Origin of the sequence: Burkholderia sp. Ax-1719 (assembly GCF_011753055.1) — a bacterium.
Lineage (GTDB): Bacteria > Pseudomonadota > Gammaproteobacteria > Burkholderiales > Burkholderiaceae > Paraburkholderia.
Genome location: NZ_VWWJ01000007.1, coordinates 232224 through 258000, shown reverse-complemented (window position 1 = coordinate 258000; position 25777 = coordinate 232224). Strand labels below are relative to the sequence as shown.

General features: G+C 61.8%; 26 protein-coding genes and 1 riboswitch. Of the genes, 14 read left to right on the top strand and 12 right to left on the bottom strand.

All coding sequences use genetic code 11. The annotated features are described in order from the left end of the window. Positions 1–14: 14 nt before the first annotated feature. Together F3J17_RS16195 and F3J17_RS16190 are read right to left on the bottom strand one after the other, a co-directional pair. Positions 15–407 (bottom strand): SRPBCC family protein, encoded by a 393-nt coding sequence (locus F3J17_RS16195; protein WP_167060367.1) that lies wholly within the window; start codon positions 405–407, stop codon positions 15–17. A gap of 86 nt (positions 408–493) precedes the next feature. Then, on the bottom strand, positions 494–1576 hold the full coding sequence (locus F3J17_RS16190) for a DMT family transporter (RefSeq protein WP_167060364.1): 1083 nt from the start codon (positions 1574–1576) through the stop codon (positions 494–496). 155 nt (positions 1577–1731) lie between these two features. Here F3J17_RS16190 and zigA point away from each other — a divergent pair, with 155 nt between their 5' ends. The 3 genes from zigA to F3J17_RS16175 all read left to right on the top strand — a co-directional run bounded on the left by zigA (position 1732) and on the right by F3J17_RS16175 (position 5577). Then, a complete protein-coding gene (gene zigA, locus F3J17_RS16185; RefSeq protein WP_167060361.1) occupies positions 1732–2979 on the top strand; it encodes a zinc metallochaperone GTPase ZigA in 1248 nt (415 codons plus the stop codon). Between the two features lie 12 nt (positions 2980–2991). Next, on the top strand, positions 2992–3552 hold the full coding sequence (locus F3J17_RS16180; RefSeq protein ID WP_167060358.1) for a carbonate dehydratase: 561 nt from the start codon (positions 2992–2994) through the stop codon (positions 3550–3552). Between the two features lie 771 nt (positions 3553–4323). Next, the gene (locus F3J17_RS16175; RefSeq protein ID WP_167060356.1) at positions 4324–5577 is read left to right on the top strand and encodes an MFS transporter; all 1254 of its coding nucleotides are present in this window, start codon (positions 4324–4326) and stop codon (positions 5575–5577) included. A gap of 26 nt (positions 5578–5603) precedes the next feature. On the opposite strand, the gene F3J17_RS16170 is transcribed toward F3J17_RS16175, so the two are convergent. After that, the gene (locus F3J17_RS16170; protein WP_167060353.1) at positions 5604–6629 is read right to left on the bottom strand and encodes a dienelactone hydrolase family protein; all 1026 of its coding nucleotides are present in this window, start codon (positions 6627–6629) and stop codon (positions 5604–5606) included. 257 nt (positions 6630–6886) lie between these two features. Between F3J17_RS16170 and F3J17_RS16165 the strand changes: the two genes are divergently transcribed. The 8 genes from F3J17_RS16165 (at position 6887) to F3J17_RS16130 (ending at position 13450) form a co-directional block, all read left to right on the top strand. Then, positions 6887–7816, top strand: a complete 930-nt coding sequence (locus tag F3J17_RS16165; RefSeq protein WP_167060350.1) for a LysR family transcriptional regulator — start codon at positions 6887–6889, stop codon at positions 7814–7816. A gap of 137 nt (positions 7817–7953) precedes the next feature. Then, the gene (locus tag F3J17_RS16160; RefSeq protein WP_167060347.1) at positions 7954–8448 is read left to right on the top strand and encodes a hydroxyquinol 1,2-dioxygenase; all 495 of its coding nucleotides are present in this window, start codon (positions 7954–7956) and stop codon (positions 8446–8448) included. A 50-nt stretch (positions 8449–8498) separates the two neighbouring features. Then, positions 8499–9518 carry a hydroxyquinol 1,2-dioxygenase gene (locus tag F3J17_RS16155; RefSeq protein ID WP_167060344.1) on the top strand — a complete coding sequence of 340 codons (1020 nt, stop codon included), beginning with the start codon at positions 8499–8501 and terminating at the stop codon, positions 9516–9518. A 33-nt stretch (positions 9519–9551) separates the two neighbouring features. After that, positions 9552–11018: an aldehyde dehydrogenase family protein gene (locus tag F3J17_RS16150; protein ID WP_167060341.1), complete on the top strand. Its 1467-nt coding sequence runs from the start codon at positions 9552–9554 to the stop codon at positions 11016–11018. 7 nt (positions 11019–11025) lie between these two features. After that, complete coding sequence (locus tag F3J17_RS16145) at positions 11026–12093, top strand: maleylacetate reductase (protein ID WP_167060338.1); 1068 nt, start codon at positions 11026–11028, stop codon at positions 12091–12093. Between the two features lie 215 nt (positions 12094–12308). Next, entirely contained in the window at positions 12309–12620 is a 312-nt protein-coding gene (locus F3J17_RS16140; RefSeq protein WP_167060335.1) for a YciI family protein, read from the top strand. 3 nt (positions 12621–12623) lie between these two features. After that, on the top strand, positions 12624–12959 hold the full coding sequence (locus F3J17_RS16135) for a Rieske (2Fe-2S) protein (RefSeq protein ID WP_167060332.1): 336 nt from the start codon (positions 12624–12626) through the stop codon (positions 12957–12959). A gap of 95 nt (positions 12960–13054) precedes the next feature. Further along, entirely contained in the window at positions 13055–13450 is a 396-nt protein-coding gene (locus F3J17_RS16130) for a tautomerase (RefSeq protein WP_167060329.1), read from the top strand. Positions 13451–13490: 40 nt separating this feature from the next. Here F3J17_RS16130 and F3J17_RS16125 read toward each other — a convergent pair whose 3' ends face one another. Next, the gene (locus F3J17_RS16125; protein WP_167060326.1) at positions 13491–14438 is read right to left on the bottom strand and encodes a GlxA family transcriptional regulator; all 948 of its coding nucleotides are present in this window, start codon (positions 14436–14438) and stop codon (positions 13491–13493) included. A gap of 177 nt (positions 14439–14615) precedes the next feature. Here F3J17_RS16125 and F3J17_RS16120 point away from each other — a divergent pair, with 177 nt between their 5' ends. Beyond that, complete coding sequence (locus F3J17_RS16120) at positions 14616–15419, top strand: SDR family oxidoreductase (RefSeq protein ID WP_167060323.1); 804 nt, start codon at positions 14616–14618, stop codon at positions 15417–15419. A 78-nt stretch (positions 15420–15497) separates the two neighbouring features. On the opposite strand, the gene F3J17_RS16115 is transcribed toward F3J17_RS16120, so the two are convergent. After that, positions 15498–16706, bottom strand: a complete 1209-nt coding sequence (locus F3J17_RS16115; protein WP_167060320.1) for an MFS transporter — start codon at positions 16704–16706, stop codon at positions 15498–15500. Between the two features lie 105 nt (positions 16707–16811). On the opposite strand from F3J17_RS16115, the gene F3J17_RS16110 reads away from it, so the two are divergent. Next, the gene (locus F3J17_RS16110; protein ID WP_167060317.1) at positions 16812–17300 is read left to right on the top strand and encodes a MarR family transcriptional regulator; all 489 of its coding nucleotides are present in this window, start codon (positions 16812–16814) and stop codon (positions 17298–17300) included. 56 nt (positions 17301–17356) lie between these two features. Here F3J17_RS16110 and F3J17_RS16105 read toward each other — a convergent pair whose 3' ends face one another. From F3J17_RS16105 to F3J17_RS16075, 7 genes are all read right to left on the bottom strand, one after another. After that, positions 17357–18415 carry a HoxN/HupN/NixA family nickel/cobalt transporter gene (locus F3J17_RS16105; RefSeq protein WP_167060314.1) on the bottom strand — a complete coding sequence of 353 codons (1059 nt, stop codon included), beginning with the start codon at positions 18413–18415 and terminating at the stop codon, positions 17357–17359. Between the two features lie 89 nt (positions 18416–18504). After that, positions 18505–18714: riboswitch (cobalamin riboswitch) on the bottom strand. Positions 18715–18878: 164 nt separating this feature from the next. Continuing rightward, positions 18879–19100, bottom strand: coding sequence for a hypothetical protein (locus F3J17_RS16100; protein WP_167060312.1), 222 nt, complete (start codon positions 19098–19100; stop codon positions 18879–18881). A 183-nt stretch (positions 19101–19283) separates the two neighbouring features. Next, on the bottom strand, positions 19284–20258 hold the full coding sequence (locus F3J17_RS16095; protein ID WP_167060309.1) for a DMT family transporter: 975 nt from the start codon (positions 20256–20258) through the stop codon (positions 19284–19286). A gap of 88 nt (positions 20259–20346) precedes the next feature. Further along, positions 20347–20979, bottom strand: coding sequence for a TetR/AcrR family transcriptional regulator (locus tag F3J17_RS16090; protein ID WP_167060306.1), 633 nt, complete (start codon positions 20977–20979; stop codon positions 20347–20349). Between the two features lie 159 nt (positions 20980–21138). Continuing rightward, on the bottom strand, positions 21139–21690 hold the full coding sequence (locus tag F3J17_RS16085) for a GNAT family protein (protein WP_167060303.1): 552 nt from the start codon (positions 21688–21690) through the stop codon (positions 21139–21141). Positions 21691–21798: 108 nt separating this feature from the next. After that, a complete protein-coding gene (locus F3J17_RS16080; protein WP_345891208.1) occupies positions 21799–22956 on the bottom strand; it encodes a GNAT family N-acetyltransferase in 1158 nt (385 codons plus the stop codon). Between the two features lie 414 nt (positions 22957–23370). After that, a complete protein-coding gene (locus F3J17_RS16075) occupies positions 23371–24144 on the bottom strand; it encodes a helix-turn-helix transcriptional regulator (protein ID WP_167060300.1) in 774 nt (257 codons plus the stop codon). A gap of 125 nt (positions 24145–24269) precedes the next feature. Between F3J17_RS16075 and F3J17_RS16070 the strand changes: the two genes are divergently transcribed. After that, positions 24270–25763: a TolC family protein gene (locus tag F3J17_RS16070; RefSeq protein WP_167060297.1), complete on the top strand. Its 1494-nt coding sequence runs from the start codon at positions 24270–24272 to the stop codon at positions 25761–25763. Positions 25764–25777: the final 14 nt, after the last annotated feature.

Sequence of the window (25777 nt, the reverse complement as noted above, 5' to 3'; positions counted from 1 at the left end):
GTCGGCGCTGCGCGTCAGGACGCCAGCGTACGCGCTGCGGCCGCGCAGCCGGCATCCATCAACGGCTCAACCAGCGCGCGACGCTCGTCGGGCAGGAAATCGCAGGTCCATAGCAGACGGCAACGGCCGCCCGTCTCATCGGCGACGATCTGCATTGACGCCGCGTGGTGCTCGAAATTCGGACCGCAGACCGTGTAGGCCACACGCATGCGCGCGTCATCCACAGCGACGATCCGCTCCCGCACCACGTTGCCGTTTGCAAACGTCACGTCACGCAGATCGCCGTCCACTTTCACATCGGTGAGCACGCCGGCGAACACGCGAGCGATATTGCGCGAGTCGCGCAGCGTGGCCCAGGCGCGTGCGGCGTCGGTGGCGAGCGGGATGTCGCGATAAAGGGAAGCCATCGTCGCGTCTCCTGGAGGGATGGTCGGATGGCGTCAGTATGCGCGCTTGCGCAACGGCGAATCGACGTAAAGCCGCGTGCCGCCGCTCAATGCGAGTGCCGGTGATGCACGTCCGGAAAATGCGCATGCGAGTGCGTGAGCGGCAGATGATGGTGTGCGTGCGTGTGCGGCTCGGTGCCATCCCAGTCGAAATCGTGCTCATGCCGATGGTGCGCGTCGTGCCGGTGCCGGTGCGTATGGTCGAGCGGCTCATGCGTGTGCGTGTGCTCGTGGCGCTCGCGCACATGCAGCCACACACCCAGCGCCATCAGCGCGAGCGCGGCCCAGAACGTGAGCGCGGGCCGCTGCGGCCACAGCACAAGCGCCAGTGCCACGCCAAACAGCGGCGCTACCGAGAAATACGCGCCTGTGCGCGCCGTACCCAGGTTGCGCAGCGCGATCACGAACAACACGAGGCTTACGCCGTAGCCTGCGAATCCGACGACCATGGCCGCCGCGAGGCGCGCGCCATCGGGCCAGTGCGCGCCCAGCCAGAACGCCACCAGCAGATTGACCGGCCCGGCCGCGAGGCCCTTGAGGCAGGCGATGGTCATGGCGTCGTTGGCCGAGACCTTGCGCGTGAGGTTGTTATCGATCGCCCAGCACAGACACGCACCGACCACGAACAGCGCGCCGGGCGCGAGCCCCGCGTGCGGCCCGCTCCACGACAGCAGCACGCCGCCCGCGACAATGGCAGCCATGCCCAACGCGATCTGCGCGTCGAAATTCTCGCGAAAGCAGACCCATGCGATCAGCGCCGTCAAAACACCTTCGAGGTTGAGCAGCAGCGCGCTGGTGGCCGCGGGCGTCGTGACGAGGCCGAGCATCAGCAGCGCGGGACCGGCCACGCCGCCCGCGACGATCGCGCCGGCCAGCCACGGCGCTTCGGCCAGACGCAGCGGCGCGTGCTCGGGTGCTCGCGTAGACGGACCGTTGGCGCTGTCGCGCGGGCGCAGCAGGCGGCGTACGAGGATCGCGATGGCAAGCCCGCCACCGCTGCCGAGATAAAAGAGGCCAGCCACCATGAAAGGCGGCAAGGTGCCGAGGAGCGCTTTCGCCAAAGGCGTGGCGACCCCGAACAGCGCGGCGGCGGCCAGTGCGGTGACGATGGCGTGGAGATGCGATTTCATTGGCGAAACGATGGAATGTGCGGCGGGCGGGGACGTGCCGATTATCGCCGATGGGGGCGGGTCAGCCGCAGTGACCGATTTCGCCTGTGGTCTTTCTGAGTGTTATGTTATAACATAACAAAATTAATGCATATCGAGAACGAAAAGGAGCCCCCATGGACTCACGCTTGCCGGTCACCGTGCTTTCCGGCTTTCTCGGCGCCGGCAAGACGACGCTGCTGAACCACATCCTGAACAACCGCGAAGGCCGCCGCGTGGCCGTCATCGTCAACGACATGAGCGAGGTGAACATCGACGCGGCGCTGGTGCGCGATGGCGGTGCGCAACTCTCGCGCACCGATGAAAAGCTCGTCGAAATGAGCAATGGCTGCATTTGCTGCACCTTGCGCGAGGACCTGCTGCTGGAGGTCGACCGGCTCGCGAAAGCGGGGCGCTTCGACCAGTTGGTGATCGAGTCGACGGGGATTTCCGAGCCGCTGCCGGTGGCCGAAACCTTCACATTTGCCGATGAGGATGGCCGCAGCCTGTCCGACGTCGCGCGTCTCGACACCATGGTGACGGTGATCGACGCCTTCAATTTCCTCAACGATTACGGTTCGCAGGACAGCCTGGAGGCGCGCGGCGAATCGCTTGGCGAGGAGGACCAGCGCACCGTGGCGGACCTGCTGATCGAGCAGATCGAGTTCTGCGACGTGCTGGTCGTCAACAAGATCGACCTCGTCGACACGGCGGATCGCGAACGTCTCATCGCCATCCTGCGCGGGCTGAATCCGCGTGCGCGCATCGAAATCGCGCAGTTTGGCCGGGTGCCGCTCGATCGGCTGCTCGATACGAAGTTGTTCGATTTCGACGAAGCCGCCAAAGCGCCGGGCTGGCTGCAGGAATTGCGCGGCGAACACACGCCGGAAACCGAGGAATACGGCATTGGCAGCTTCGTGTGGCGGGCGCGGCGGCCGATGCATGCGCAACGTTTCTGGGATCTCGTGAATAGCGAATGGCCGGGCGTGGTGCGCTCGAAGGGCTTCTTCTGGCTGGCGAGCCGTCCGACCCATGCGGGCTCGTGGTCGCAGGCCGGTTCGGTGTGCCGTCATGGCGCGGCCGGGCTCTGGTGGGCCGCGGTGCCCCGGTCGCACTGGCCGACCGACGACGAATCGCTCGCCTTCATCAATGAAAACTGGGACGAAAACGTGGGCGATGCGCGTCAGGAACTGGTGCTGATCGGCATCGATATGGACGAGGCGGCGCTGCGTCGCCGTCTGGATGCCTGTCTGCTGGACGATGTGGAAATGTCCGTGGGTCCGCAGGCGTGGGGTGATTTCGCCGATCCGTTTCCCGCATGGGGCGGCACGGTGCCCGAAGACGCCGAGATGAGTGAAACGCAGGAAACCAACATTATCTGGTGAGGGTGCAGGGCAATGATCAGAAAGAATCCGCGCGGCGATCTGCCCGTGGTGCATGAAAGTGCGTTTGTCGATCCCACGGCGATTCTGTGCGGACGCGTGGTGGTCGAGCAAGACGTGTTTATCGGCCCGTATGCCGTGATTCGCGCCGATGAAACCGATGCGAACGGCGAGATCGAGCCGATTGTTATCGGCGCGCATTCGAATATTCAGGATGGCGTAGTGATTCACTCGAAGTCGGGCGCTGCGGTGACGATCGGCCGTCATACGTCGATCGCGCATCGCGCCATCGTGCATGGTCCGTGCAGCGTGGGCGACCGCGTGTTTATCGGCTTCAATAGCGTGCTGTTCAACTGCTCGGTAGGCGCGGGCTGCGTGGTGCGTCATAACGCGGTGGTGGACGGCTGCGATCTGCCCGAAGGCTTTTACGTGCCATCGACATTGCGGATTGGACCCGCGACCGATCTCGCGACGATTCCGAAGGTGTCCGCAAGCGCCGCGGAATTCTCGGAAGATGTCGCGCAGACCAATAACCGCCTCGTGCGCGGTTATCGGCGGATTGCAAACGAGCTTTGAATCAGGTCTCTTTCAGACCTGCTTCCAATCTATTGCGCGGGTAGCGTGGAACCCGCGTCGGCCGCCGCGCCAGTCGCGGCGGTTGTCTGAGCGGGAGCACCAGTTGGCTCCTGGCTTTGTTGCGTTGCTGTTCGGGAGGTCACTGCGTGCTGAACGGCCGGAGTGGCGACATAAGGCACGAAAGCGGCGACGGCCACCATGATCACGAAGGCAAACATGAGTTTCACCTGTCGGTCCAATAGAGGGGCCTCCCCGACACGGTTAAAGCGTATTAATTCGCTCCATTAATTTGGGCGATATTTTAATAATTGAGTATAGCGTAGGGTAAATTGAAAACAAGTTGATCGGAAGATTCAATTATTTTGCGCGTTCGTAGGTTTATTTCTCGTGCGATAGATTATTCGTCATATTTAAAATAGTATCCCGGCGTAGTTGTCGAGCACACCGCCGCGCTACATCACGCGCGTCTACCTGGGATTCCCCTGATCGTCGTCCGGTTGGATCCAGCCACCGCCGTGCACGCCTGAAGACGCTTTCCACTGCAAGCGTCTCGTCGCCTCTACGCCGATTATTCGCAATTCGCGAATGAGGCGTTCGCCCGTTGATCCATACCCGAATGTGCCGCCTTGCGCCTATCTTGGTGTCGTCGGGCCGCTGGAAGAGGCGGGCGACTTTTCCCCGCGACTGACCTCGCACACAAAAACCATTGGCGTTGAACCCTGCAAGGATGCTGCGGCGCGAGCAGGAATAGCAACGTCCACGGAGACGGAAATGAAAGCAAACGAGTGGGATACCGCCTACGAATGGAAGGCGGTGACGCTGCTGGCGCTTGGCTTCGGACTGGTGGGTCTGGACCGCTGGCTGATTGCGCCGCTGTTCCCTTCGATCATGAAGGACCTCAATCTGACTGCGCAGGACGTTGGCAACTGCATCGGCGTGCTGGGGCTATCCTGGGGCATTTTCGCGGCCCTGATGGGTGGCATCTCCGATAAGGTGGGCCGCAGGAAGGTGCTGATTCCCGCCATCATCGTTTTTTCGCTGCTTTCGGGTTTCTCGGGTCTTGCCGGCGGCCTGCTCGGCCTGATTGCCATTCGCGCATTGATGGGTGTCGCGGAAGGCTCGTTTTGCCCGACGAGCTTCGCGGCCACGGCAGACGCCTCGCATCCGCGCCGCCGTGGCCTGAACCTCGGTCTGCAGCAGAGCGGCTTCGCGCTGTTTGGACTGGCTTTGTCGCCGATCATCGCGACGCAGTTGCTGAACTTCGTGACATGGCGATGGGTGTTCGCGCTCGTGGCGATTCCGGGGCTCATTCTCGGAACGATCATGTTTTTCGTGATTCGCGAGCCGAAGGTTGCGAAAGAGCTTGCTTCGGAGCATGCGCCCGCGTCGCTTGGGCAGGTGCTCAAGAGCCGCAACATCATCGTTGCCATGGCGGCTTTGTGTTGCGCGATGACCGGCGTGTTCGTGCTGGGCGCGTTATTGCCGCTTTATCTCACCGGTTTTCTGGCGCTCGATACGCAGAAAATGGGCCTGGTTGTCTCGGCGATTGGCTTTGGCGGCTTCCTGGGACAATTCGGCTTGCCTGGACTTTCCGATCTGGTCGGGCGTCGCGTTGCCAGCATCGTGGGTTTCGCGGGCACGGCGGTGATGCTCTATCTTTTCCGCGGTCTTGGCCCACAACCGCTTGCCTTGTTCGCAGTGCTCTTCGTTGCATCGTTCTTCACGCTGGGGCTGGTTTCATTGCTGTCCGGGCCCGTGGCGACCGAGGCCGCTCCCATTGGGCTGGTGTCGACATCGATTGGTGCGGTCGTAGGCGTTGGTGAGATATTCGGCGGCGGGATTGCGCCAGCGATGGGCGGCTATGTAGCGGCTCACTTCGGTATCCAGAATATTCTTTGGCTGCCGATGTGCGCCGTTGTTCTCGGTATCGTGGTGAGCCTGCTTTTGAAGGAGACAGCACCGGCGGTGCTGCAACGGCGTGCCGTCCTGCGACCGGAACTCGCGGCCGGCGAGCAGCCGCAATAGCGCGTCGACAAGGCGTTAATGAGCGCTTATTCGAACGCTGCCTTGAGAAATGCCGCGACTTCAGCAGGCGATTGTGCTTCTGCTTGCGGATCGCCGCCCAGCGTGACGCCGGTGGTCAGGCAGCGTTTCGATTCGGCCACGGCCGCAGCGCCAGAGAGCATCTGGCCATCCCGGATCATGGTGAAGGTTCGGCTATCGAGATCATAGACGCCGTGACACGCTCTCGCGCTCGTTGCCAATGGTTTGGAATGCAGCGGTGTTGGCCGGTCGAAGCCGTGCCATGCATCCGGATATTCCTTCAACGTGACCTGCGCGCCTTTCGAGCGCAGCGTGTCCGCATAGGCGATACAGGGGGCGGCGGGCGTGTAGTTGTCTTTGCCGCCCACGAGCATCAATACGGGAGATCCATCCAGACGTTCCGCGTTGTATGCGATCCCGCAGGATGGATAGAACGCGACGTGTGCAGCAAAACGCAGATTGCCTTCCGTTGCAGGCAGACGGAACGGTTCCAGCGAGGAATAGAGCGCCGCAATGGCACCGCGCGAAAAGCCCATGACGGCGATCCGGCTTTTGTCGATGCGAGGGTCCGTTGCCAGCAGACGCAAGGCGGCGTAGGCATCGGCGATATCCGCGGTCATGGACAATTGCGTCTGATCGTTCTCTGTGCTTTTGATGCCACGCCCCGTGAAACTGTCCACGACGAAACTGGCATAGCCGAGCGCATTGACGCGCCGCGCCCAGACACGTTCACCGGGATTCACACCGCTGCTTCCGTGCAGAATGATCACTGCGGGCACGACGCGCGGCCCATTGGCGGGCATGCTCAGAACACCGGTGATGACAGCGGTTTTGCTGGCGGCGTAATGCGCGAGATAGTCGCTGGTACTGCGTGGCGTAACCGATGCGAACGTGACGATTCCGCTTTGATCTGCGCTGAGTGAAGTCGTAATCGATGGGTTCACCGTGGCCGATGAACTGCACGCCGCCAGCACGCTCGCGGCGAGCACGCACAACAGATTTCGAAAGGCATGACGAACACGAGCTGCGGTCATCGTTAGCGCATTCCCTGGTTTCAACGTTACGGACTTCCCACTGCGGCCAACTGCAATATGCCGTATCTGGATCTCTCATGTCGCCAGACGGCGGCCGCCTTTAATCGATCCATCCTCGATTGTCGCCAATCGGCAGGCAACGGGGAAGCAACCGGGAAGATTGACATCCAGTCAGTGACACTGTGACGTCTTCCAGGTGACGCTGAAAGCCGTCCGGCCCATATACACTGGCATTTTGCTGACGGGAAAGGCGCCGTATGGACCGCTTTCTGAGCATCGAGACATTCGTGAGGGTGGCGGAGGCAAGCAGCTTCGCCGAGGCGGCGCGTCAGCTTGGCGTGACGAGTTCCGTGGTGACCAACCGGATCCAGCAGCTCGAAAAATTCGTCAACGCGCCGCTGTTTCATCGCAGCACGCGCCATGTCCGGCTATCGGAAGTCGGCGAGGCGTTTTATCGCGAATGCGCCGAAGTGGTGGGCCGCGTCAACGAGTTGACGGACCAGATGCGCGAGCTTCGCGCCACGCCTACCGGGCGCTTGCGCATCCAGATGCTGCCAGGCTTTGCGCTTGGGCATTTCGGCGTGCCGCTGGCTGAATTCAACAAGCGTTATCCGGCTATTCAACTGGATATCATCGTCAATGATCGCGTGGTCGATCCAGTGGAGGAAGGCTTCGATATTGCCTTCCAGATTTTCCCGCCTATTTCCGAATCGCTGATCGAGCGTCGGCTATTCACGGTTCGACGTCTCTTTTGCGCGTCGCCTGCTTACGTTGAAGCGCATGGTGCGCCACAGCATCCGCGCGAATTGTTGCAGCACACAACCGCGCTTTATTCGGGCTATCCCTCACGCAATCGCTGGACGATGACGCACGGCGATGAGGTGGTCGAAATGGAATTGCCGGGCATGATCCGGTCGAACTCGGTTCATTTGCTGCGCGATTACGCGCTGACTGGCGGCGGCGTGGTGTGCCTGCCGACCCTCGTGGCAAGTGAGGCGCTACTCAAGGGCACGCTGGTGCCTATCCTGACCGACTACGATCTTTCGGCCTTGAGCTTTGCCGCCGTCTATCCCGCAACGCAGCGTCAGGCCTTGAAGGTCAAGGCGCTGGTGGAGTTTCTTGCCGACTATATCGGCAGCGAGCCGTCATGGGATGTGCCGTTGATCGAGCGCGGCTGGGTGCGTTGAGCGGCCAATGAGGCGGCAGCGTCAGTCGCGCATTATTCGGAAATCGCAAATGCCGTAGTCGCTGTCCAGCCGGTTGTTGCTGCCAGCGCTTGCTCCTAGAGTTGAACCTGACAAGCAGTTCAACACAGGAGACAGACATGACCGACACGGCATTCCACACCGTTTTTGGCTCGCTCAACAACTACAAGAAAGGCGAGATCGAAATCACGAGCGGCAGCGCTCATCACTACGCTTTCTCGAACGTCTTCGAGGTGGCATCGAAAGCGGCGCCCTACGAAAAGGTCGTCGTTGGCAAGAACCTCGAATACGTTATCGAAGTGCTTCGCACCGAAGGCGTGTCGCCGTGGTTCGCCTGCGCGCACGACGAATTCACCATCCAGATGGATGGCGAAGTGCAAATCGAATTCATCAAGCTCGACCAGCCGCCAAAGTCCGGGCAGGGCACCGTGAGCGCGGGCGCTGAGCCCGCCGGTCGCAAGATGGGACGTGTCGTTCTGCGCAAGGGGCATCAGGCGTTGCTGCCTGCGGGCTGTGCGTATCGCTTCATCGCGGCTGCGCCTGGCGTCGCGCTGGTGCAGACCATTTTTGGTGAATTGTCCGTGCAGAAGTGGGCCGATATCTGCCTGCATTGACCGCTGAAACGCTAATCAGCCGCGATTCGACTATCCCAAGGAGACAAGTGATGGCCACGCTCGATACCCTCGACCATTCCACTGGCTTTGCCGCCGATACGGTGCGCGCCACGCAACCCGACGCCGTCACCGGCTATCGCCGCTTTCAGCTGGGCGAATTCGCGTTCCAGCGCGACGAATACTTCGTGAAAATCAGCTGGCCCGCCAAAGGCCAGACGCGCACGCACGCAGTCCCCGCCGATGCTTTCCTGCGCGCAATGATGCGCGATGTGGCGTGGGGCTTCTTCTACGGTTGGGTCAATTTCGATCACGTGTTTGGCACGCGCAATCATTACGGCAAGGTCGATGTTTATGCGGGCACCTTCAACGGCATCCTGAAGGAAGCGGGCGTCGACTACACCGAGACCTTCGAAACGCCCACCATCATGGCGACCTTTAAGGCGATGCTGCACGACTGGACCAACGAGGGCTTCGACCCGTTTGCGGCTCCCGAAGAAACCGGCACGGCCTTTGGCCGCAAGCATGGCGAGAACGACGCCGCCATCGAACGCACGCGCATCGCCACGCGCCGTATGCCGGGTCTGGATGGCGATTCGCCCTTGCGCGATGATCTACCGGTCAATCGCGCGTTCCAGGACGTGCTGCAGGACGAGCCGGAAGTACACGCCGAACCCGGCTTCGAAGGCGAGCTTCATGCCTTCAATCTCTTCAAATACCTGTCGCGCTCGGACGTGACGTGGAATCCCTCGGTGACGTCGGTGTGCGGGCGCAGCCTCTTTTGTCCGACCACCGAAGAATTCATCCTGCCGGTCTTTCACGGCAACGATCGCGTCGAATGGTTTCTTCAGCTCTCCGATGAAATCGTCTGGGACATCGGCGACAAGAATACCGGCGCACCGCGCGCCCGCGTGACGATGCGTGCTGGCGATATCTGCGCGATGCCCGCCGATATCCGCCATCAGGGCTACTCGACCAAGCGCTCCATGCTGCTGGTCTGGGAGAACGCCACGCCGAATCTGCCGCAGCGCTACGAAAGCGGCGAGCTCGCGCCGTATCCCATCGAGTTTTAAACCGTGAGCCCGCAATCAGTCGAGGACGATTCAATGCAAACCCAACTCTTTATCGATGGCCGCTTTGTCGATGCCGTCGAGCGCGGCACCATCGACGTGCTCAATCCTCACGATGGCTCGCTCATCACGAAAATCGCAGCCGCTACGGCAGCCGACGTGGACCTCGCCGTCGACGCTGCGACCCGCGCGTTTCCGAAATGGTCGGCCATGCCGGCCGCCGAGCGTGGCCGCCTTCTGCTGCGTCTGGCCGATGCGATCGAAGCAAATGCCGAAGAGCTGGCGCAACTGGAATCGCTCGATACGGGCCATCCGATCCGCGATTCGCGTTCGCTCGATGTGCCGCGCACGGCAGCGTGTTTTCGTTACTTCGGCGGCATGGCGGACAAGTTGCAGGGATCGGTGATTCCGGTTGAAACGGGTTTCCTCAATTACGTCCAGCGCGCACCGATTGGCGTGGTCGGCCAGATCGTGCCGTGGAATTTTCCGCTGATGTTCACGAGCTGGAAGATGGGGCCTGCGCTCGCGGCGGGCAACACGGTCGTGCTCAAGCCATCGGAAATCACACCGCTTTCCACGTTACGCATCGTCGAACTCATGGCTGAGGTGGGCTTTCCTGACGGCGTGGTGAATGTCGTTCCCGGCTACGGTCACACAGCCGGCCAGCGCCTTGCCGAACATCCGGGTGTGGGCAAGATCGCCTTCACGGGATCGACCGCAACGGGGCGTCGCATTGTCGAAGCGTCGCAAGGCAATCTGAAGCGCGTGCAACTGGAACTGGGCGGCAAGGGCGCGAATATCGTTTTCGACGACGCCAATCTGAGCGCCGCCATCAACGGCGCAGCGTGGGCGATCTTTCACAATCAGGGGCAAGCCTGCATCGCCGGTTCGCGTCTCGTCCTGCACGAACGCATCGCCGATGAATTCCTCGAACGGTTCGTTTCGCTGGCATCGTCGATTCGAGTCGGCAATCCGCTCGACGCCGATACTGAAATGGGACCGCTGACCTCGAAGCAGCATCTGGACCGCGTATTGACCTACGTCGACGTGGCGCGCGAGCAGGGCGGCCGCGTTCTCACGGGCGGCAGTGCGCCGCAGGATAGTGCGCTCGCCAAGGGGTATTACGTGCGCCCGACCGTCATCGAAACAAAGAGCGCCGCAGACCGTATCGCGCAGGAAGAAGTGTTCGGGCCGTTCGTCACGGTGCTGCGCTTTGGCAGCGATGAAGAGGCACTGGCCATCGCCAACGCAACCGAATATGGACTGGGTAGCGGCTTGTGGACCCAGGACCTTTCGCGCGCCCACAAGACCGCCGCGCAGATCAATGCCGGTATGTGCTGGATCAACTGCTACAAGCGCGTCAATCCGGGCAGCCCGTTCGGTGGCGTCGGCAAGTCGGGTTATGGCCGCGAGATGGGATTCGAAGCGATGCACGACTACACCGAAGCGCGATCGGTCTGGGTCAACGTCGACGGCAACGTGCCGCCGCATTTCAAGCGCTGAGGCCGCCATGGAGCGCTTTGTCTATCAGGGCAGCCCATCGCGTGTGGTCTTCGAATGGGGCGCGCTCGCGAAGCTGCCGGATGAACTGACCCGGCTTGGGGCGCGCCGGGCGCTCATCCTGTCGACGCCGGAGCAGCGCCATCTTGCCGATCAGGTGAAAGAGGTGCTGGGCGAGCGCGCCGCCGGCGTATGCGCGCAGGCGGTCATGCATGTGCCGGTCGAGGTCGCCCGCGCGGCGCGCGAAACGGCTCGCGATCTGGACGCGGATTGTTGTATCGCGATCGGTGGCGGATCTACCATTGGCCTGGGCAAGGCCATTGCGCTCGAATCGTCGCTACCCATTCTGGCCGTGCCGACTACGTACGCGGGATCGGAGATGACGCCGATTTACGGCCTCACGCAAGGGCGGCTGAAGCGCACGGGCCGCGATGCGCGTGTGTTGCCGCGCACGGTATTGTATGACCCGTCATTGACACTATCGCTTCCCGTTGGCATCTCGGCAGCCTCTGGGATCAATGCGATGGCGCATGCCGTCGAGGCGCTCTACGCCGAAGACGCGAACCCCGTTATCAGTCTGATGGCCGAGGAAGCGATTCGCGCGCTCGGAGAAGCACTGCCAGTGATCGTCAGCAGACCTGATGACCGATGGATGCGCAGTCGTGCGTTGTACGGCGCGTGGCTCGCGGGAACCTGCCTGGGCGCGGTCAGCATGGCGATACACCACAAGCTCTGCCATACCCTGGGTGGCACGTTCAATCTTCCGCACGCGCAGACGCACGCGGCCATGTTGCCGCATACGGCGCACTATAACCACGCCGCCGCACCCGAAGCGCTGCGCCGGGTTGCGCGCGCTCTGGGCGGGAACGATGCCGCCGACGCCGGCCCGTTGCTGTTCAATCTGAACGCGAAACTGGGCATTGCCCCGGCGCTCGCGGATATCGGCATGCCGAATCAGGGCCTGGACGAAGCCGCGGATCTTGCCTGCCAGAATCCTTACGAGAATCCACGTCCCATCGAGCGGGCAGCGATTCGCGCGTTGCTGGAGGATGCGTGGGAAGGGCGCGCACCGCGCTAGTTACGCATCATGCAAGCAAAAATGCGGACGGAGACGATTGTGAGCACTACGGTGAAAACTGAACATGACGATCGCCAGGCGAGGCTGACCGCGCAGATTGTCGCCAGTTTCAACAACATGTCGAACGCACGTCTGCGCAACTCGCACGCCACTTCACATTGAAGAGTCCAAGGCGCGAAGCGAATGGCGATTTCGCGCTGGACCGGAGCTGAATCATGCGCCGCTATTTCGCTGTCTTTGCCACTGATAAACCGGATATGCGCGAAGTGCGCGAGCGCGTGCGCGCGCACCATCGAAACTGGCTGCGCAGCGCCTGCGAACATGGGGTTTTCGTGCGTCTGGGCGGGGCGACGCTGGCGCCGTTATGCAATGCGATGAACGGGACGCTGCTGGTGCTGGAAGCCGACGACATCGACGCCGTGATGCAGTTCGTGGGCGAAGACCCGTATATGAAGGAAGGTTTGTTTTCTCGGGTCGAGGTACGCCCGTGGGACTGGAACCTTGGTAATCCTGAGCAACGGGTGTGAGTCATGAATGTCAGTCTCTTATGTCGCCTTGCTGACGTGCCGGACGGCGGCGCTCGTGTGATCGACGAGCAATGCGTAGGGCGTCCTGTCGTGGTCGTGCGCCGCGGCGATCAGGTCTGGGCCTACGTGAATCGCTGTCCGCATTTTTCCGTGCCGCTGGATTTCGAGCCTGGAAACGTCTCATGTTATCGGTCGCAGGTGCTGATGTGCGCTCACCATAGCGCGCTGTTCAGGTTCGACGATGGCATGTGTATCGATGGTCCCTGTGCGGGCGCCGCGCTGGAGGCGGTTCCTGTGAAGATCGATTCGAACGCCTGGGTCGTGTGCGCGCGCGAGTGATGATGTCCGGAATCATTGCGGATCTGACGTTGTGTTTGTCGCCGGGCATGCCAGAATCGGCTACGAACCCTGCAACGGCGTCGGAGACTTCAAACATGCCTTATCTGCAACTGGATGTGAACGAGCACTACGCGGCGCAAACAAAAAGACAACTGGCCGCGCAAATGAGCGAGACCTACGCGCGCATGATGTCGGTCGATATCCGGCGTATCAGTGTAGCGATTCGCGAGTTGGGGGAGGGTGGCGTCTGGCGCATCGCCGAAGCGGGGCAAGAACCCGTTCCGGTTGCGGTCATGATGCTGGACATCAGGCAGGGCCGCTCGCCCGAACTGCGCATGGAAGTAGCGAAGGCGCTGTGCGCGCATTGCATCGAGATTCTGGGGCTGCGCGAGGATCGGCTCAATGTCGAATTCACGCAGCATTCCGGCGACGAGATGTATCACCCGGCGCTGGGCGGCTACAGCCCGGAGTGGACCGCCGACGAGCGATAGTGCGTCACCTCACAGCAAAGTCACATACTGCGCTGGATTTTCAGAGCGCGGCCCGCGCGCCCGCCGACGCGCGCTGAATGGTTTGCGGGGCCTGGCCAAACGCCCGCAGAAACGCCTGACGCATGCGTTCCCGATCGCCGAATCCCGTTTCTCTCGCGATGATTTCGATTGGGTGGCGCGTGGTCTCCATCATCAGGCGCGCGGCCTCCACGCGTAGCCGTTCGACGGCTTTGGCCGGCGACTGGCCGGTTTCCTCGCGAAATACACGGCTAAACTGACGCGGGCTCAGGCTTGCCGCTTCGGCCAGGCGCTCGACGGACAGATCGCTGCCCAGATGCTCGCTGGCGTAGCTCAAGGCCATCTGGACGCGATCCGAGCGCGCATTCATTTCCAGCAAGGCCGAGAATTGCGACTGGCCGCCACCGCGCCGCTGGTAGAGCACGAGTTTGCGCGCGACCATGCGCGCCGTTTCCAGCCCCAGATCGTGTTCGACGATCGCAAGGGCAAGGTCGATCCCCGCGCTCATGCCCGCCGAGGTCCAGATCTGGCCGTCGACTACGAAGATGCGGTCCTCGTCGAGCGGAATGTCGGGATATTGCTTCTTGAAGGCTTGAGCGTGATACCAGTGCGTCGTGGCGCGCTTGCCGTTCAGCAGACCCGCCGCGGCCAGCACGAACGTACCCGTACATATCGACGCGATCCGCCTGGCCTGACTGGGTGCGGCGCGCAGATAGGCCAGCAGCGATGCGGAAGGCAACCGGCATTCGTTGTCGCCTGCGACGATCAGCGTGTCGTAGGCCTCGTCGCCCAGTGCCTCGCTGTGCACCGAAAAGCCTTGCGACGACGCGACCGGTCCGCCCAGCTCGGACACGATGCGGAACTGATAAACCGGCTCGCTGTGCAGCAGATTGGCGTACTCGAACACGCTCGACACGGCGAGGGCGAGCGACTGGAAATTTGGGTAAACAACAAGGCCGACGGTATGCATGATGGCGCGAAATCGTGTCCTGATTCGTTGAATGTAGCATAAAAGAGACGCGCCTGCAGAGGCAGGTCGTGTGGCCGGAATCATTGCATCTATGACATTGAGGATGTGTGCGGGTGCGGTCAGAATGCCTTCAACGAACCGGCGTCCTGCCGGTTCAGTCAACCGAAAGGACAAGACATGACTGCTCAAACCCAACCCACTCAAGGCATCGCACTGATTACTGGCGCATCGGCGGGCATCGGCGCTGTGTACGCGGACCGTCTCGCGAAGCGTGGCTACGACCTCATTCTGGTGGCGCGTAACGAGGCGCGCCTGACGGCACTCGCCACTCGCATAGCTGCGAAAACCGGCCGCACGGTGGAGACGGTGTGCGCCGATCTCAACGACAAGGCCGCGCTTGCGAAAATCGAAACGATTCTTCGCGAGAACCCGCGCATCACGATGCTGGTGAATAACGCGGGCGTCGGCTCGGTTGCTTCGGTGCTTGATAGCAACGTCGACACCATGGAGGCGATGATCAACCTGAACATCAACGCGCTGACGCGCCTGACTTACGCGGTCGCGCCCGCGTTTGTCGGCCGAAAGGGCGGCACCATCGTCAATATCGGGTCGGTGGTGGGGATTGCCGTGGAGCTATTGAACGGCGTGTATAGCGCGTCGAAATCGTACGTGCTCAGCTTCGGTCATGCGCTCCAGCGCGATCTGGCCGATAAGGGCGTGCGCGTACAGACCGTGTTGCCTGCCGCGACAGCAACGGAGTTCTGGGATGTCGCCGGCTACGCGAAGCAGAAAGAGGCGGCCAGCACCATGACGGCTGACGATCTGGTGGACGCCGCGCTCGCGGGCCTCGATCAGGGCGAACTCGTGACGATCCCGACGCTGCATGATGGCGATGGCTGGACGCAGTGGGAAGCGCAGCGACGCGCGCTGGCTCCGAAGTTCGCCAACGCGAAAGCCGCTCCCCGCTATGCGCTGAGCTAGGCCAATTTGATCTGGACTGCTGATTCACCATGAAGGAGTTTCGCAGTCCAGATGAAAAGCACCGCCGCAGGTCTCTTATCAAGCGTGATTGGCGGAAAAACGCGCATACGAGCGCGGCGAAAAGCGCGTACAGAGCAGGCAAAGCAGAAACGCGCCCGCAAGCATGATCGCCCACGCGTGCGTGAGATCCGCGAAACGATCGCGCAACGCACCGGCGAGCAGGGGCATGAGACTCGCGATCAGATAGCCGCCGCCCTGCACGAAGGCCACCAGTTCGCCAGCGCGCGTCGGGTTATCGCTATGGTCGAGTGCGACGATCAACGAGAGCGGAAACAGCGCACCAATTCCCAGACCGAGCAACACACATGCGATGGCCGCGAGTGCAAGCGGCGCGCTCAACAAACAGGCAAGACCGCCGATCAGCAGGGCGAGCGCAACGAGCAGCGGTTTGCGCCGGTCTGGCATGCGCGCAATCGAGGCCGATACCGTGAGACCGGCGACAACTTCGGCAACCGTGACGCCTGCGAGAAGATAGCCCGCATCGGCGCGACTCCAGCCGAGTTGCGTGTAGAACGGCGGCAACCACGCTAGGACGAGCGTGTAAGCGCCGGTGCCCACACCAAAGAACAGCATCAATTCCCACGCGCGCCACTGTTTCCAGGGCGCGTAATGCGATTGGGCCGCGCGCGCTACGGCAGTGATTGGCGTGCGCGAAACGTCGAATCGACGCGTCGCCGCGAGCCAGAGAACGCATGCGAATAAGGCCGGAAGCGCCCAGACGGCCAGCGCGCCGGACCATCCCCAGACTTGCGCAAGCGGCGCCGCGAGCGCGGCAGCGGCAGCGGCTCCGCCCATGATTGCGGTGGTGTACAGCCCCATCATCGCGCCCGCTCGCGCCCCGTAGACGCGTTTGATGAACGCCGGCATCAAAGCCTGGATCAGCGCGATGCCGGCACCGGCGAGCAACGCGGTAATCAGCATGGCCATTGCGCCTTGTTCGAAGGCGCGCGCGGCGCACGCGGCGGCAATCAGGGCGATCCCGACACCCACAAAGGCGCGTTGGCTCCCGCTTCGTTGCAGCGGCCCGCTGAGCAGCGCCCCTAGGCCCATGACGCCGACTGGCAGCGCCGTGAGCATGCCGGCGCCCGCGTGGTCGAGTCCCGTTGCGGCCATGATGCCGTCTAGCAGAGGGCCGACCGCCGCCATCGTTGGCCGCAGATTCAATGCAAGCGCAACGATTGCGCCTGCTACCAACATCGGTTCTTTCGCAACTTCAGTTTGGCTCATATTCGTTCGACATCAAGTATCTTGATATCGAGTAAACTAGCCTGGTTACAACTCAGACGCAAGCTGATATCTTGACGTCAAGAAAATTGCACGGGAGTGATTGAGATGGGACGAGCCAGACGCGCGGCGGAGCAGTGGCGCAGGGAAAGACCGGACATCGACGCAGATGTCATGGCGACGGTCGGTCGCCTGCTGGAGGCCACACATCTGATCGAGCGCACGCGGCTGATGCCGCTGGCGGCGCAATTCGGCTTGCAAACCGGGGAGTTCGATGTGATTGCGGCGTTGCGCCGCGCAGGCGAGCCGTACCAGCTCACGCCCACCGAACTCTACGAAGCGCTGATGCTGTCTTCAGGCGCGATGACGAGCCGGCTTGACCGGCTCGAACGCTCGGGGCTGATCGAACGTCGCGCGTCCGCGAAGGACAGGCGCAGCGTGGATGTCTGTTTGACGCAGAAGGGTTTCGATCTGATCGACGAAATCCTTCCGCATCATATTGCCAACGAGCAGGACGCCTTGAAGGCGTTGAGCGTGCGCGAGCGCGAGCAACTCGACCGTCTGCTCGATAAACTGATTCGCGATGTCGAAGCGTAACGGCGCATAACGGCGCATAACGGAGCATCACGCGCGCGCGTGCTTGCAGAGGCAGGTTATTTGCCGGACTCGAACGTCGGCAGGTTGTCATAGCCCTTCGCGCGATAGATCAGGAACGAGGCGACCCAGGCAAAGATAAACACACCGATGATGATGAAGCCCAGATTGTTGAAGTTGTCGTTCAACGTGCCGATCAGATCCCAGAAGCCGCCCTTGAGATTGAACTGATCGGCGAGCAAGCCGAGTGTTTCGATCCCGCCGATCAATACCGCAACCGCCACCGAAACGAGCGTAATCGTGAGGTTGTAATAGAGCTTGCGGATAGGGCGCACGAAAGCCCAGTCATACGCGCCGAGCATCAGAATGCCATCGGTGGTATCCACCAGCGACATGCCGGCCGCGAACAGCACCGGGAACACCAGCACGACGCCCATCGACACGCCCTGCGCCGCTTGCGATGCGGAAATGCCAAGCAGGCTGACTTCCGTCGCGGTATCGAAGCCAAGGCCGAACAGAAAGCCCAGCGGCAGCATCCACAGCGGATTCGACACCAGGCGAAACAGCGGACGGAACAGGCGCGCAAGCAGACCGCGATTGTTCAGCAGCAGATCGAGATCGTCGCTGTCGTAGGGTTCGCCACGACGGACCTTGCCGAACGCGCGCCACACGCCGCGCAGAATGATGATGTTCATCGCGGCAATCAGAAACAGGAACAGCGCGGAGACGCTCGTCGAGATGACGCCGCCGATGTCCTTCCAAGCCTCGACGCGGCTTTCCAGCGCCGCCGCCGTCGCGGCAACGGCAATCGCGACCAGCAGCACCACGGCGGAGTGGCCAAGCGCGAAAAAGAAGCCCACGGAAACCGGGCGCTGACCGTCCTGCATCAGCTTGCGCGTGACGTTGTCGATTGCGGCGATGTGGTCGGCATCGACGGCATGGCGCAGGCCAAAGCCATAAGCCAGCAGCCCTGTGCCGAGCAGCAGCGGTTGCGCGTGGAATGCGATGAACGCCCAGATCCAGGCGCCGATATTGAAGACTGCGAGAACGGTGTAGATGCCGATTACTCGGCGACGAAGGGCTCCCGGCGCGGTGGCCGTTTCAAGAGCGATGGACATGTGACAGATCCTGAGGTCGGGGCTGTCCTGCAACGGGCCGCCGTAACAAGCGGTGGCTTGCGCATTGGGACACCCCGCCCGTTGCGGCTGCATGGACCTCGGTCGATGGCAGGTCTCCTGGCTCGCGGGTCAAGGTCCGATGCCGGCCTTCCCGGTTTCCCAGTGGCCCTGAATGACATGGACTCGCCGCTCACAGTTGCGGGGGCAGCCGCAGACTCGACGCTCGGGCGTCAGCACGGACGTCACTACTGCGTTCCCTTTTGATCCCGTCGCCGGGAACCATCAGCGCGCAAGCGTAGAGGCGCAGGGCACGCGCGTCAATTGCATGGCGATAAAAAATGGCCCTTTTTACCCGAGCTGCATTCAGTGCGCTTTCCGCGGTATTTCCGTTGAAAGCGAGGTGAAATGACTTCGAAGGGATATAGATGGCGAAACGTTGAAGCGCGGCGATGTCTTTACAGCATCACTCGCCGGCGGGAACGTACAGCGATCGGAAAAGGTGATCGTTCATTGGCCACGCGTTGCCGGTTTCATCGGTCACGATCCAGTCGCCGTCATTGACTTCGCGCCAACCTTCGGGTGTGGCGATTACCCATCGCTCGGCGTCGCGTTCGACGCGTGGATGGGCCGACGCTGCCAGCCAGCGCTGCGCGTCGACGATGGCCCCACGCTTTTCGAAGCGCATGCTGATTTCCTTCGCGTAATGTCGATCACGCGAACTATGCACGATTGCTTTCAGAATTGTGTGAAGGAGTTGTGGAGGATGTGCGAAGATCAGCTGTCAATCAGCTTGCGAAGGTGAGCGCCTGTGTTGCCGCGAATATGTTCGCATCGCCAGCGTGCGGCAATTCTCCAGCATTGCATGCCATCATGCCGCGGCTCGCACCGCTAAATTCAACGAACGGCGGCGCAAATACAGATTGTTGATGACCAGCGCGGAGGCGGTCAGCGTGGCCCCGGCAATTTGCGCTGGCATCGGCACGACACCCGTTAGCGCGGACACCACAAAAGCGGTGACTGGCACCACATCCATAAACAGGACGCCATTCGTTGGACCGAGCGCCCGATTTCCCGAGACCCACAGCAGGATCGCACCGAAGCCGGCGATGGGACCCATATAAAGCAGATGCGGTGCAATCGAGTACAACGCCGATAACGTGGGCACAGGCACCGCGTGCAGCGCAATCAGGATCGCGTTGACGGCGATGATCGTGCTCAGGCCTAACCACGTCGTCATGGTCGTGTATTTCAGGGCTGACCAGCGCGTGAACCTGGCGGAGCCGAAGGTGTACACCACCCAGCACAATGCGCCGATCAGGATCAGCCCGCTAGCCGCATAGTGCTGGGGGCCGTGGATCGCGGCCGCCAGATCACCGCGCGTGATGACCAGCGACACCCCGACAAACGATAGCGCGACAAACATAAGCGATAGAAGGGGCGGCACACTGCGGCGTAGCCACGCGCCGAGCAGCAAGCCCATCATCGGCTGTGTCGCCATCATGATCGACGCATCGAGAGCACCGTCCGGTCCCGCCAACTGCTGCCCAAGAAACACGAACGAGCCGAAGCCGCAAAAGCCAACCGATCCAAGTAACCAGGCAGTCCTGATCGAGTGGCCGTTTGCCGAGAATGCACCGGGCCCTTCGCGTTGCCGCAGCAGCGTCGCGAACGCGATCCCGGCAATCAGATAGCGCAGCGATGTGAACGTGAACGGATCGACCTTCGTCAGCGCGGCGCTCATTACGGGAAACATTGCCCCCATCAATACGGTCGCTGTGAGGCACAATCCGACACCCTTCCAGTAATGCATCGACGGCGCGGATGAGATGAACTCTGATTTCATGACTGAATGTTCTCAAATTGGTTTGAAAAAATGCCGGCAATCGCCGACACCCATGAAATCGCGCACTTAGGCCGATAAAACGCGCCTCTCAGACCAGCGCGCGCATTGTCATCTCCACGATCGACGCCAGCGCGGCTTCATCCATATCGATCTTGCCGAGCACACGCATTCCCTGAACGACGCACAGCAGAAATCGTCCGACTTCCTCGGCATCCAGGCTCCGATCGAATTGGCCCGCCTGCTGGCCGCGCGCAATCGCCAGACTGAACTGCGTCGCAATGCGATGTAGCGCTGTTTCGATCTGCGCGCGCATGTCCTGATCGTCCGGCAACAATTCGATGGCGGCGTTGGTGATGAAACAACCATGTTTTTCCAGCAAATTTGCGCTGACCCGCGTGTAATGCATCAGCGCCGCGCGTAATGCGTCGGCTGGCGACAGGTCGGCGGCCAGCCGCTCCTTCAGCCGCGCGATGGCGCCTTCAGCGTACCGATCGAAGGCTGCAACCAGCAAACCATGTTTGTCGCCGAAAGTCCGGTACAGGCTGCCGCGAAATACGCCGGTTGCATCGCATAACGCGTCGATTGGCGTCGCGTTGTAACCATGCTCCCAGAACACGCGGGCCGCAGCATCGATCACCTGATCGACGTCAAATTCGCGCGGCCGGCCGCGTTCCGTGGGACGCGAGCGACTGCTGGTGCGGGAATCGTTGAAGGTCGTCATGAAGTCGATATTAGAACCAAACGTTCTCAAAATCAACTAGGCTGATCCGGCGGGTACTGTAGCCGTACCAGTCGTGACAACCCGGCCGACTGCTTTCACCATCTGCTTTGCGCTAAAGCGACCGTTCATCGCGCCAGACGATTTCCCCTGATACGATCGTCACAAACCGTGTCGAAATTCGCTCCTAAGCAACGCGAACTGCAGAAGATCGTGATAGGTGTCCCCCCAGTACCCACCCTGGCGCTGATACCCTTCACGCAGAAAGCCCAGCGTCTCCAACGTATGTATCGAAGGTGCGTTTTGAGTGTGGACCTGGGCCTCTATGCGGTTTATCTGCATCGTTTTGAAACCGTAATTGATCGCAGCGGAAAGCGCTTCATTCATATAGCCTTCGCCACGCGCAGACGGAGCCAGTTCATAGCCGACAACGCAGCTATGCCAGTTTCGATTCCAGCGGAAGAGGCCGCATGTACCGAGGAAACTCCCATCCGAAAGCCTCTCGATGGCCCAGCGAAAGCCTGTTTGATTGCGCTGCCAGTCGGCGAATAGCTGAATTAGCTTCTCGGCCTGCGCAATATCGGTCATTGGATCGTTGCCGAACCAGCGCATGCCTTCTGCATCACGATGAATCGCAAACAAGGACGGTGCATCGCCGGGCAAAATCTCCCGCAATGACAGCCGCGAAGTTGAGAGGGTGGGAAATGTGCTCATTGGATTTCGACTGGAGGCAGAAAGCCAATGATCGCATGCCATCAATCAGCGAGCGGAGCACCGGCCGCCTGCCGCACAATTGAAAACTAATCGAAAGCGATTATGCATTCAAAGCGTGGGCGCGAACTCCGTGCTCGGCGCAATCCGTCGTTTGAGCGCGCGCGCTAGCGAGTAGCCGGTGCCAAGCCGTTCGACGGCCAGGCGCTGGCGCAAGGTCGCACCGAAGGCGCTTAGGAAATGAAATGTCGAAGGGCTCGCGAAACCGTCGAAATCGAACGTGAGCTTGCTCGCCAGGGCGCGTTGGATACCGGTCCACAGCAACAGACTGATCGAGCCGCAGTGGGCGTCTTGCACCCGCGAGGACAGCAGATAGTAGGCCGCGTGACGGTCCCATACCAGGCCAATCGCCGCGACCAGCCGGCCACCCGTTCCATACGCACCGAGCAGGGTGCCCGACTTGCGCTCGACGAACGCTTTGACTAGCTGGCGCATGATTTCGGACGAGTAGGCATTGGTGCGCGAGCGAGAGGCCAGGTTGGCTTCGTAAAACTGGGTGAATTCGCCCGGCGTAGCAATTGGCGCGATCGTCAGATTGCGGTCAGCGCTACGAATCACATTGCGGGTTTTGGTATCGAGATTCGCCCATGCCTCGTCGGTCGAGCAGTTCGCGTCGATCTGAAACGTGTAGCGCGCCGACACCGAATAGCCTTTTAGCGCAAAGGCGATCGCATCGTCGATGCGCGGGTCGAATACCTGGAAAAAACTGTCGCAGTCGGGCAGCTGCTCGATCAGCTTCGCAGTGACATCGAGGCGATGATGTCGTTGAGACGCGATGCTCCCCATCACCGGCTTGATCACGGGACCGAGCGTGCGCGTGAGCGGCGGCAGATGAGCAACGCGCCACAGACGCAGACGCGTCGGTGTATAAGGCATCTCTCCGATGATCTGATTGTTGCGATTCACCGTGGCGAGTTTCCAGCTCCCTTGCGTAGCGATGTCTAGCCACCAGGGTTCGTGGAATATCGAAAGGGCGGCGCTGGCCGACTGGGGCGAAAACGGTGCAATCGTTGCTGGCGAAAAAATCTCGCACGTCTTCGCACGCTTGCCGAGTGAGGAAAAGTTATTGTCGCGTTTCACTAATGACTCGCATTGTCGGCGCCAACGGCAAGCACCGTGCGGATACAGCAGCGTTACTCCTATTCTCCCGGCATCGGCTCCGTGCAAACGTTCCCCGCGGATTCCCTGCCCGATGCACGACGCTCCCACACGCTATCCGTCAGTTCCTTTAGGTCGTTGTTCGATGGTCTGATAACCGGGCATCATGAAAGGCAAGGAGTTTGTCCGGTGTTCGGCTGCCTTTCCTGGCTAGTGCTGTCTGCCTCCTTTTTTTCATCGTTCTGAGGATTGCTTGTGCTGCGCGTGTGCCGTATTTTCCGGTGTATTCGTATTCGATTATCGAGGGCGCTCGACTTTACTGGAGCATTCTGCGAGGCCGCATCGAGACGTACGTTTTCCGCAGCTAGCTTATTTCATTGGCAACGTGAGCGCAGCGTATTGAGCTGCCATTGTCCAGGAGAATTCCGCCAAAATAGCGTGGGATTGAATCGCGCATCGCCGAGGATCGGCATAGGCGCAATTCCTTAGATGATTGACGTTAAATTGCGTGTGTCGTCACACCGATTATTTTTGCCGCAAATATTCGCTGGGTGGCACACCCAGCACTTTGCGAAACATCGCGGCAAATGCGCTAGGACTGTCGTAACCATGCTCCAGCGCCAGTTCGAGAATCGACACACCCGCGGCCAGGCGCGGCAGACTTAGCAGCAGACGCGTATGACGCCACCACGCGCCTGGCGTCATACCGGTTTCGCGCCTGAAAATACGCGCGAGCGTGCGGGCGTTCATGTTCGCCGCGCTCGCCCAGGAGGCGAGCGTGACCGGCTCGGACGGGTCGCGGATCAGCCGCGCGCACAACGCGGCCAGTTGCGCATGGTGCGGCATCGGCACATGCAGATCGAGCGTCGGTGCGATTTCGATTTCGTCGAGGATCAAGGCCAGCACGCGTCCCGTGCGATGACTCAGGTCGTAATCGGCGGGCAGGCCGCTGGTGGCCAGGATGAGTTCGCGCAATAACCCGCTTACGCCGATCACACGGCACTCGCGCGGCAGGCTCGGGCGCACTTCATGGGCGACGAACAGGGAGCGCAGGCTCACGTCGCCGGCCATCTCGATGCCATGGCGCGTGCCTGCGGGCAGCCACACCGCGCGGCTTGGCGGCACGACCCAACTGCCGTCGTCGGTGCGCACAATCATGACGCCGTCAATGGACAGGATCATCTGGGCCTGCGCATGCGTGTGCGGCGCGAACTCATCACCCGCCGCGGAGTCCGTTGCCAGCACACCAATCTGCCGGGTTTTCTCCGAAGCATCCAGCGCCTGAAAAAATTCGTTCATGTGTGTTTTGGCGTGACCGCGCTCATCCATGTTGTCCATTTTGCGACGATGAATGCACATTCCGCGCGCGATAGATAAAGAGCATCAACATAACATGGCCTGACTGATTCATTCCATGACGCTCGATGCAAGTCGCTCCGCTTTTTCAATCGTCGCCGGGATCTCCGGCGTACCGTTTTTCCCTCCGTGCCCGAGGCATTACTGCCGTTTCCAGCGCGCTCTTCGCGGCGACGCTCGCTGCCTGTTCGGTTGCCGAACCCTATCGCTCGCCGGTTGCCAGCGCCGCGCAGAATGCGCCTTTCGATGCGGCCGCCTCGACGCCGCAGGTCGTGTCCGCCGCGCCGCCGGATCACTGGTGGCGGCTTTACCAGGACCCGGCGCTGGATGCGCTGATCGGCGAAGCGCTGGCCCAGAATCGCGACCTTGCTGTCGCGGCGGCGCGCGTGACGCGCGCCCGCGCCGTGCTGGCGCAGGCCGATGCCGCCCGTCTGCCATCGACGCAAAGCTCGTTCGGCGTCGATTACGGCAAGCATCAGAACGACCAGATCGTGGCTGCCGCGCGCGACACGGGCAGCGCGCCGTCGCGTTTCGGTTGGGCGCCGGGTTTCGCGCTGTCGTGGGAGATCGACTTCTGGGGGCGCGTGCGCAATCTCGTGGATGCCGCGCACGCGGACGCCGAGGCGCAGCAAGCCGCTACCGATGCGCTGCGCGTCACCGTCGCCGCCGAAACCGCTGGCGCTTATGCCCGCGCCTGTGCGTATGCCGCGCGCCTGGACGTCGCTCAGCACTCGGTGGCCATTGCGGGGCGCATCGCGACGCTCACGCAGAAGCAGCAGGCGCTGGGCCTCGTCTCGACGATGGAACTTGCGCGCGCCCAGGCCTTCGCCGACGACACGCGCGCGAGCCTTCCGGCACTCGATGGCGAGCACCGCGCCGCGCTCTACGAACTCGCCGTGCTGCTCGGCCGCGCGCCCGCCGATATCCCGCGCGCGGCAGCCGAATGCCATCAGCCGCCGATGCTTGCACAACCGTTTCCCGTGGGTGACGGCGCGGCGCTGTTGCGGCGACGGCCCGATCTTCGCGAGGCCGAACGCAGGCTGGCGGCGGCCCACGCTCGCGTGGGCGCGGCGCAGGCCGCGCTGTATCCGTCGATCACGTTTGGCGGCTCGATCAACGGGTTGTCGACCACGGGCCACCCGGCTTCGCTCGGCGACCGCTATGCGATCGCGTGGAGTGTCGGACCGCTTGTCAGCTGGAATTTTCCCAATCTGGCGGCGAGCCGCGCCCAGTTGGACGCAGCGCATGCCGACGACGCGGGCGCGCGCGCCGCATTCGATGCGCAGGTACTTCGGGCCTTGCAGGAAACCGAGCAGGCACTGGCACGCTATGGCGCAGCGGCGCGCGAACACGACGCACTCGCGACCGCACGCGCGGGGCACGCACGTGCGTTTGCGCTTGCTGAGCGCGAGTTTCGAGCTGGCGCGATCGATTCGTTAGGAATGCTTGATGCGGAGCGCAGTCTGGTCGCTGACGATGCCGCGCTTGCGCAATCGGCCCAGCAGATCGCGCTGGATCAGGTCACCGTGTTCAAGGCGCTTGGCGGCGGATGGCAGCCTTGAGCGTGCCGCTCTCA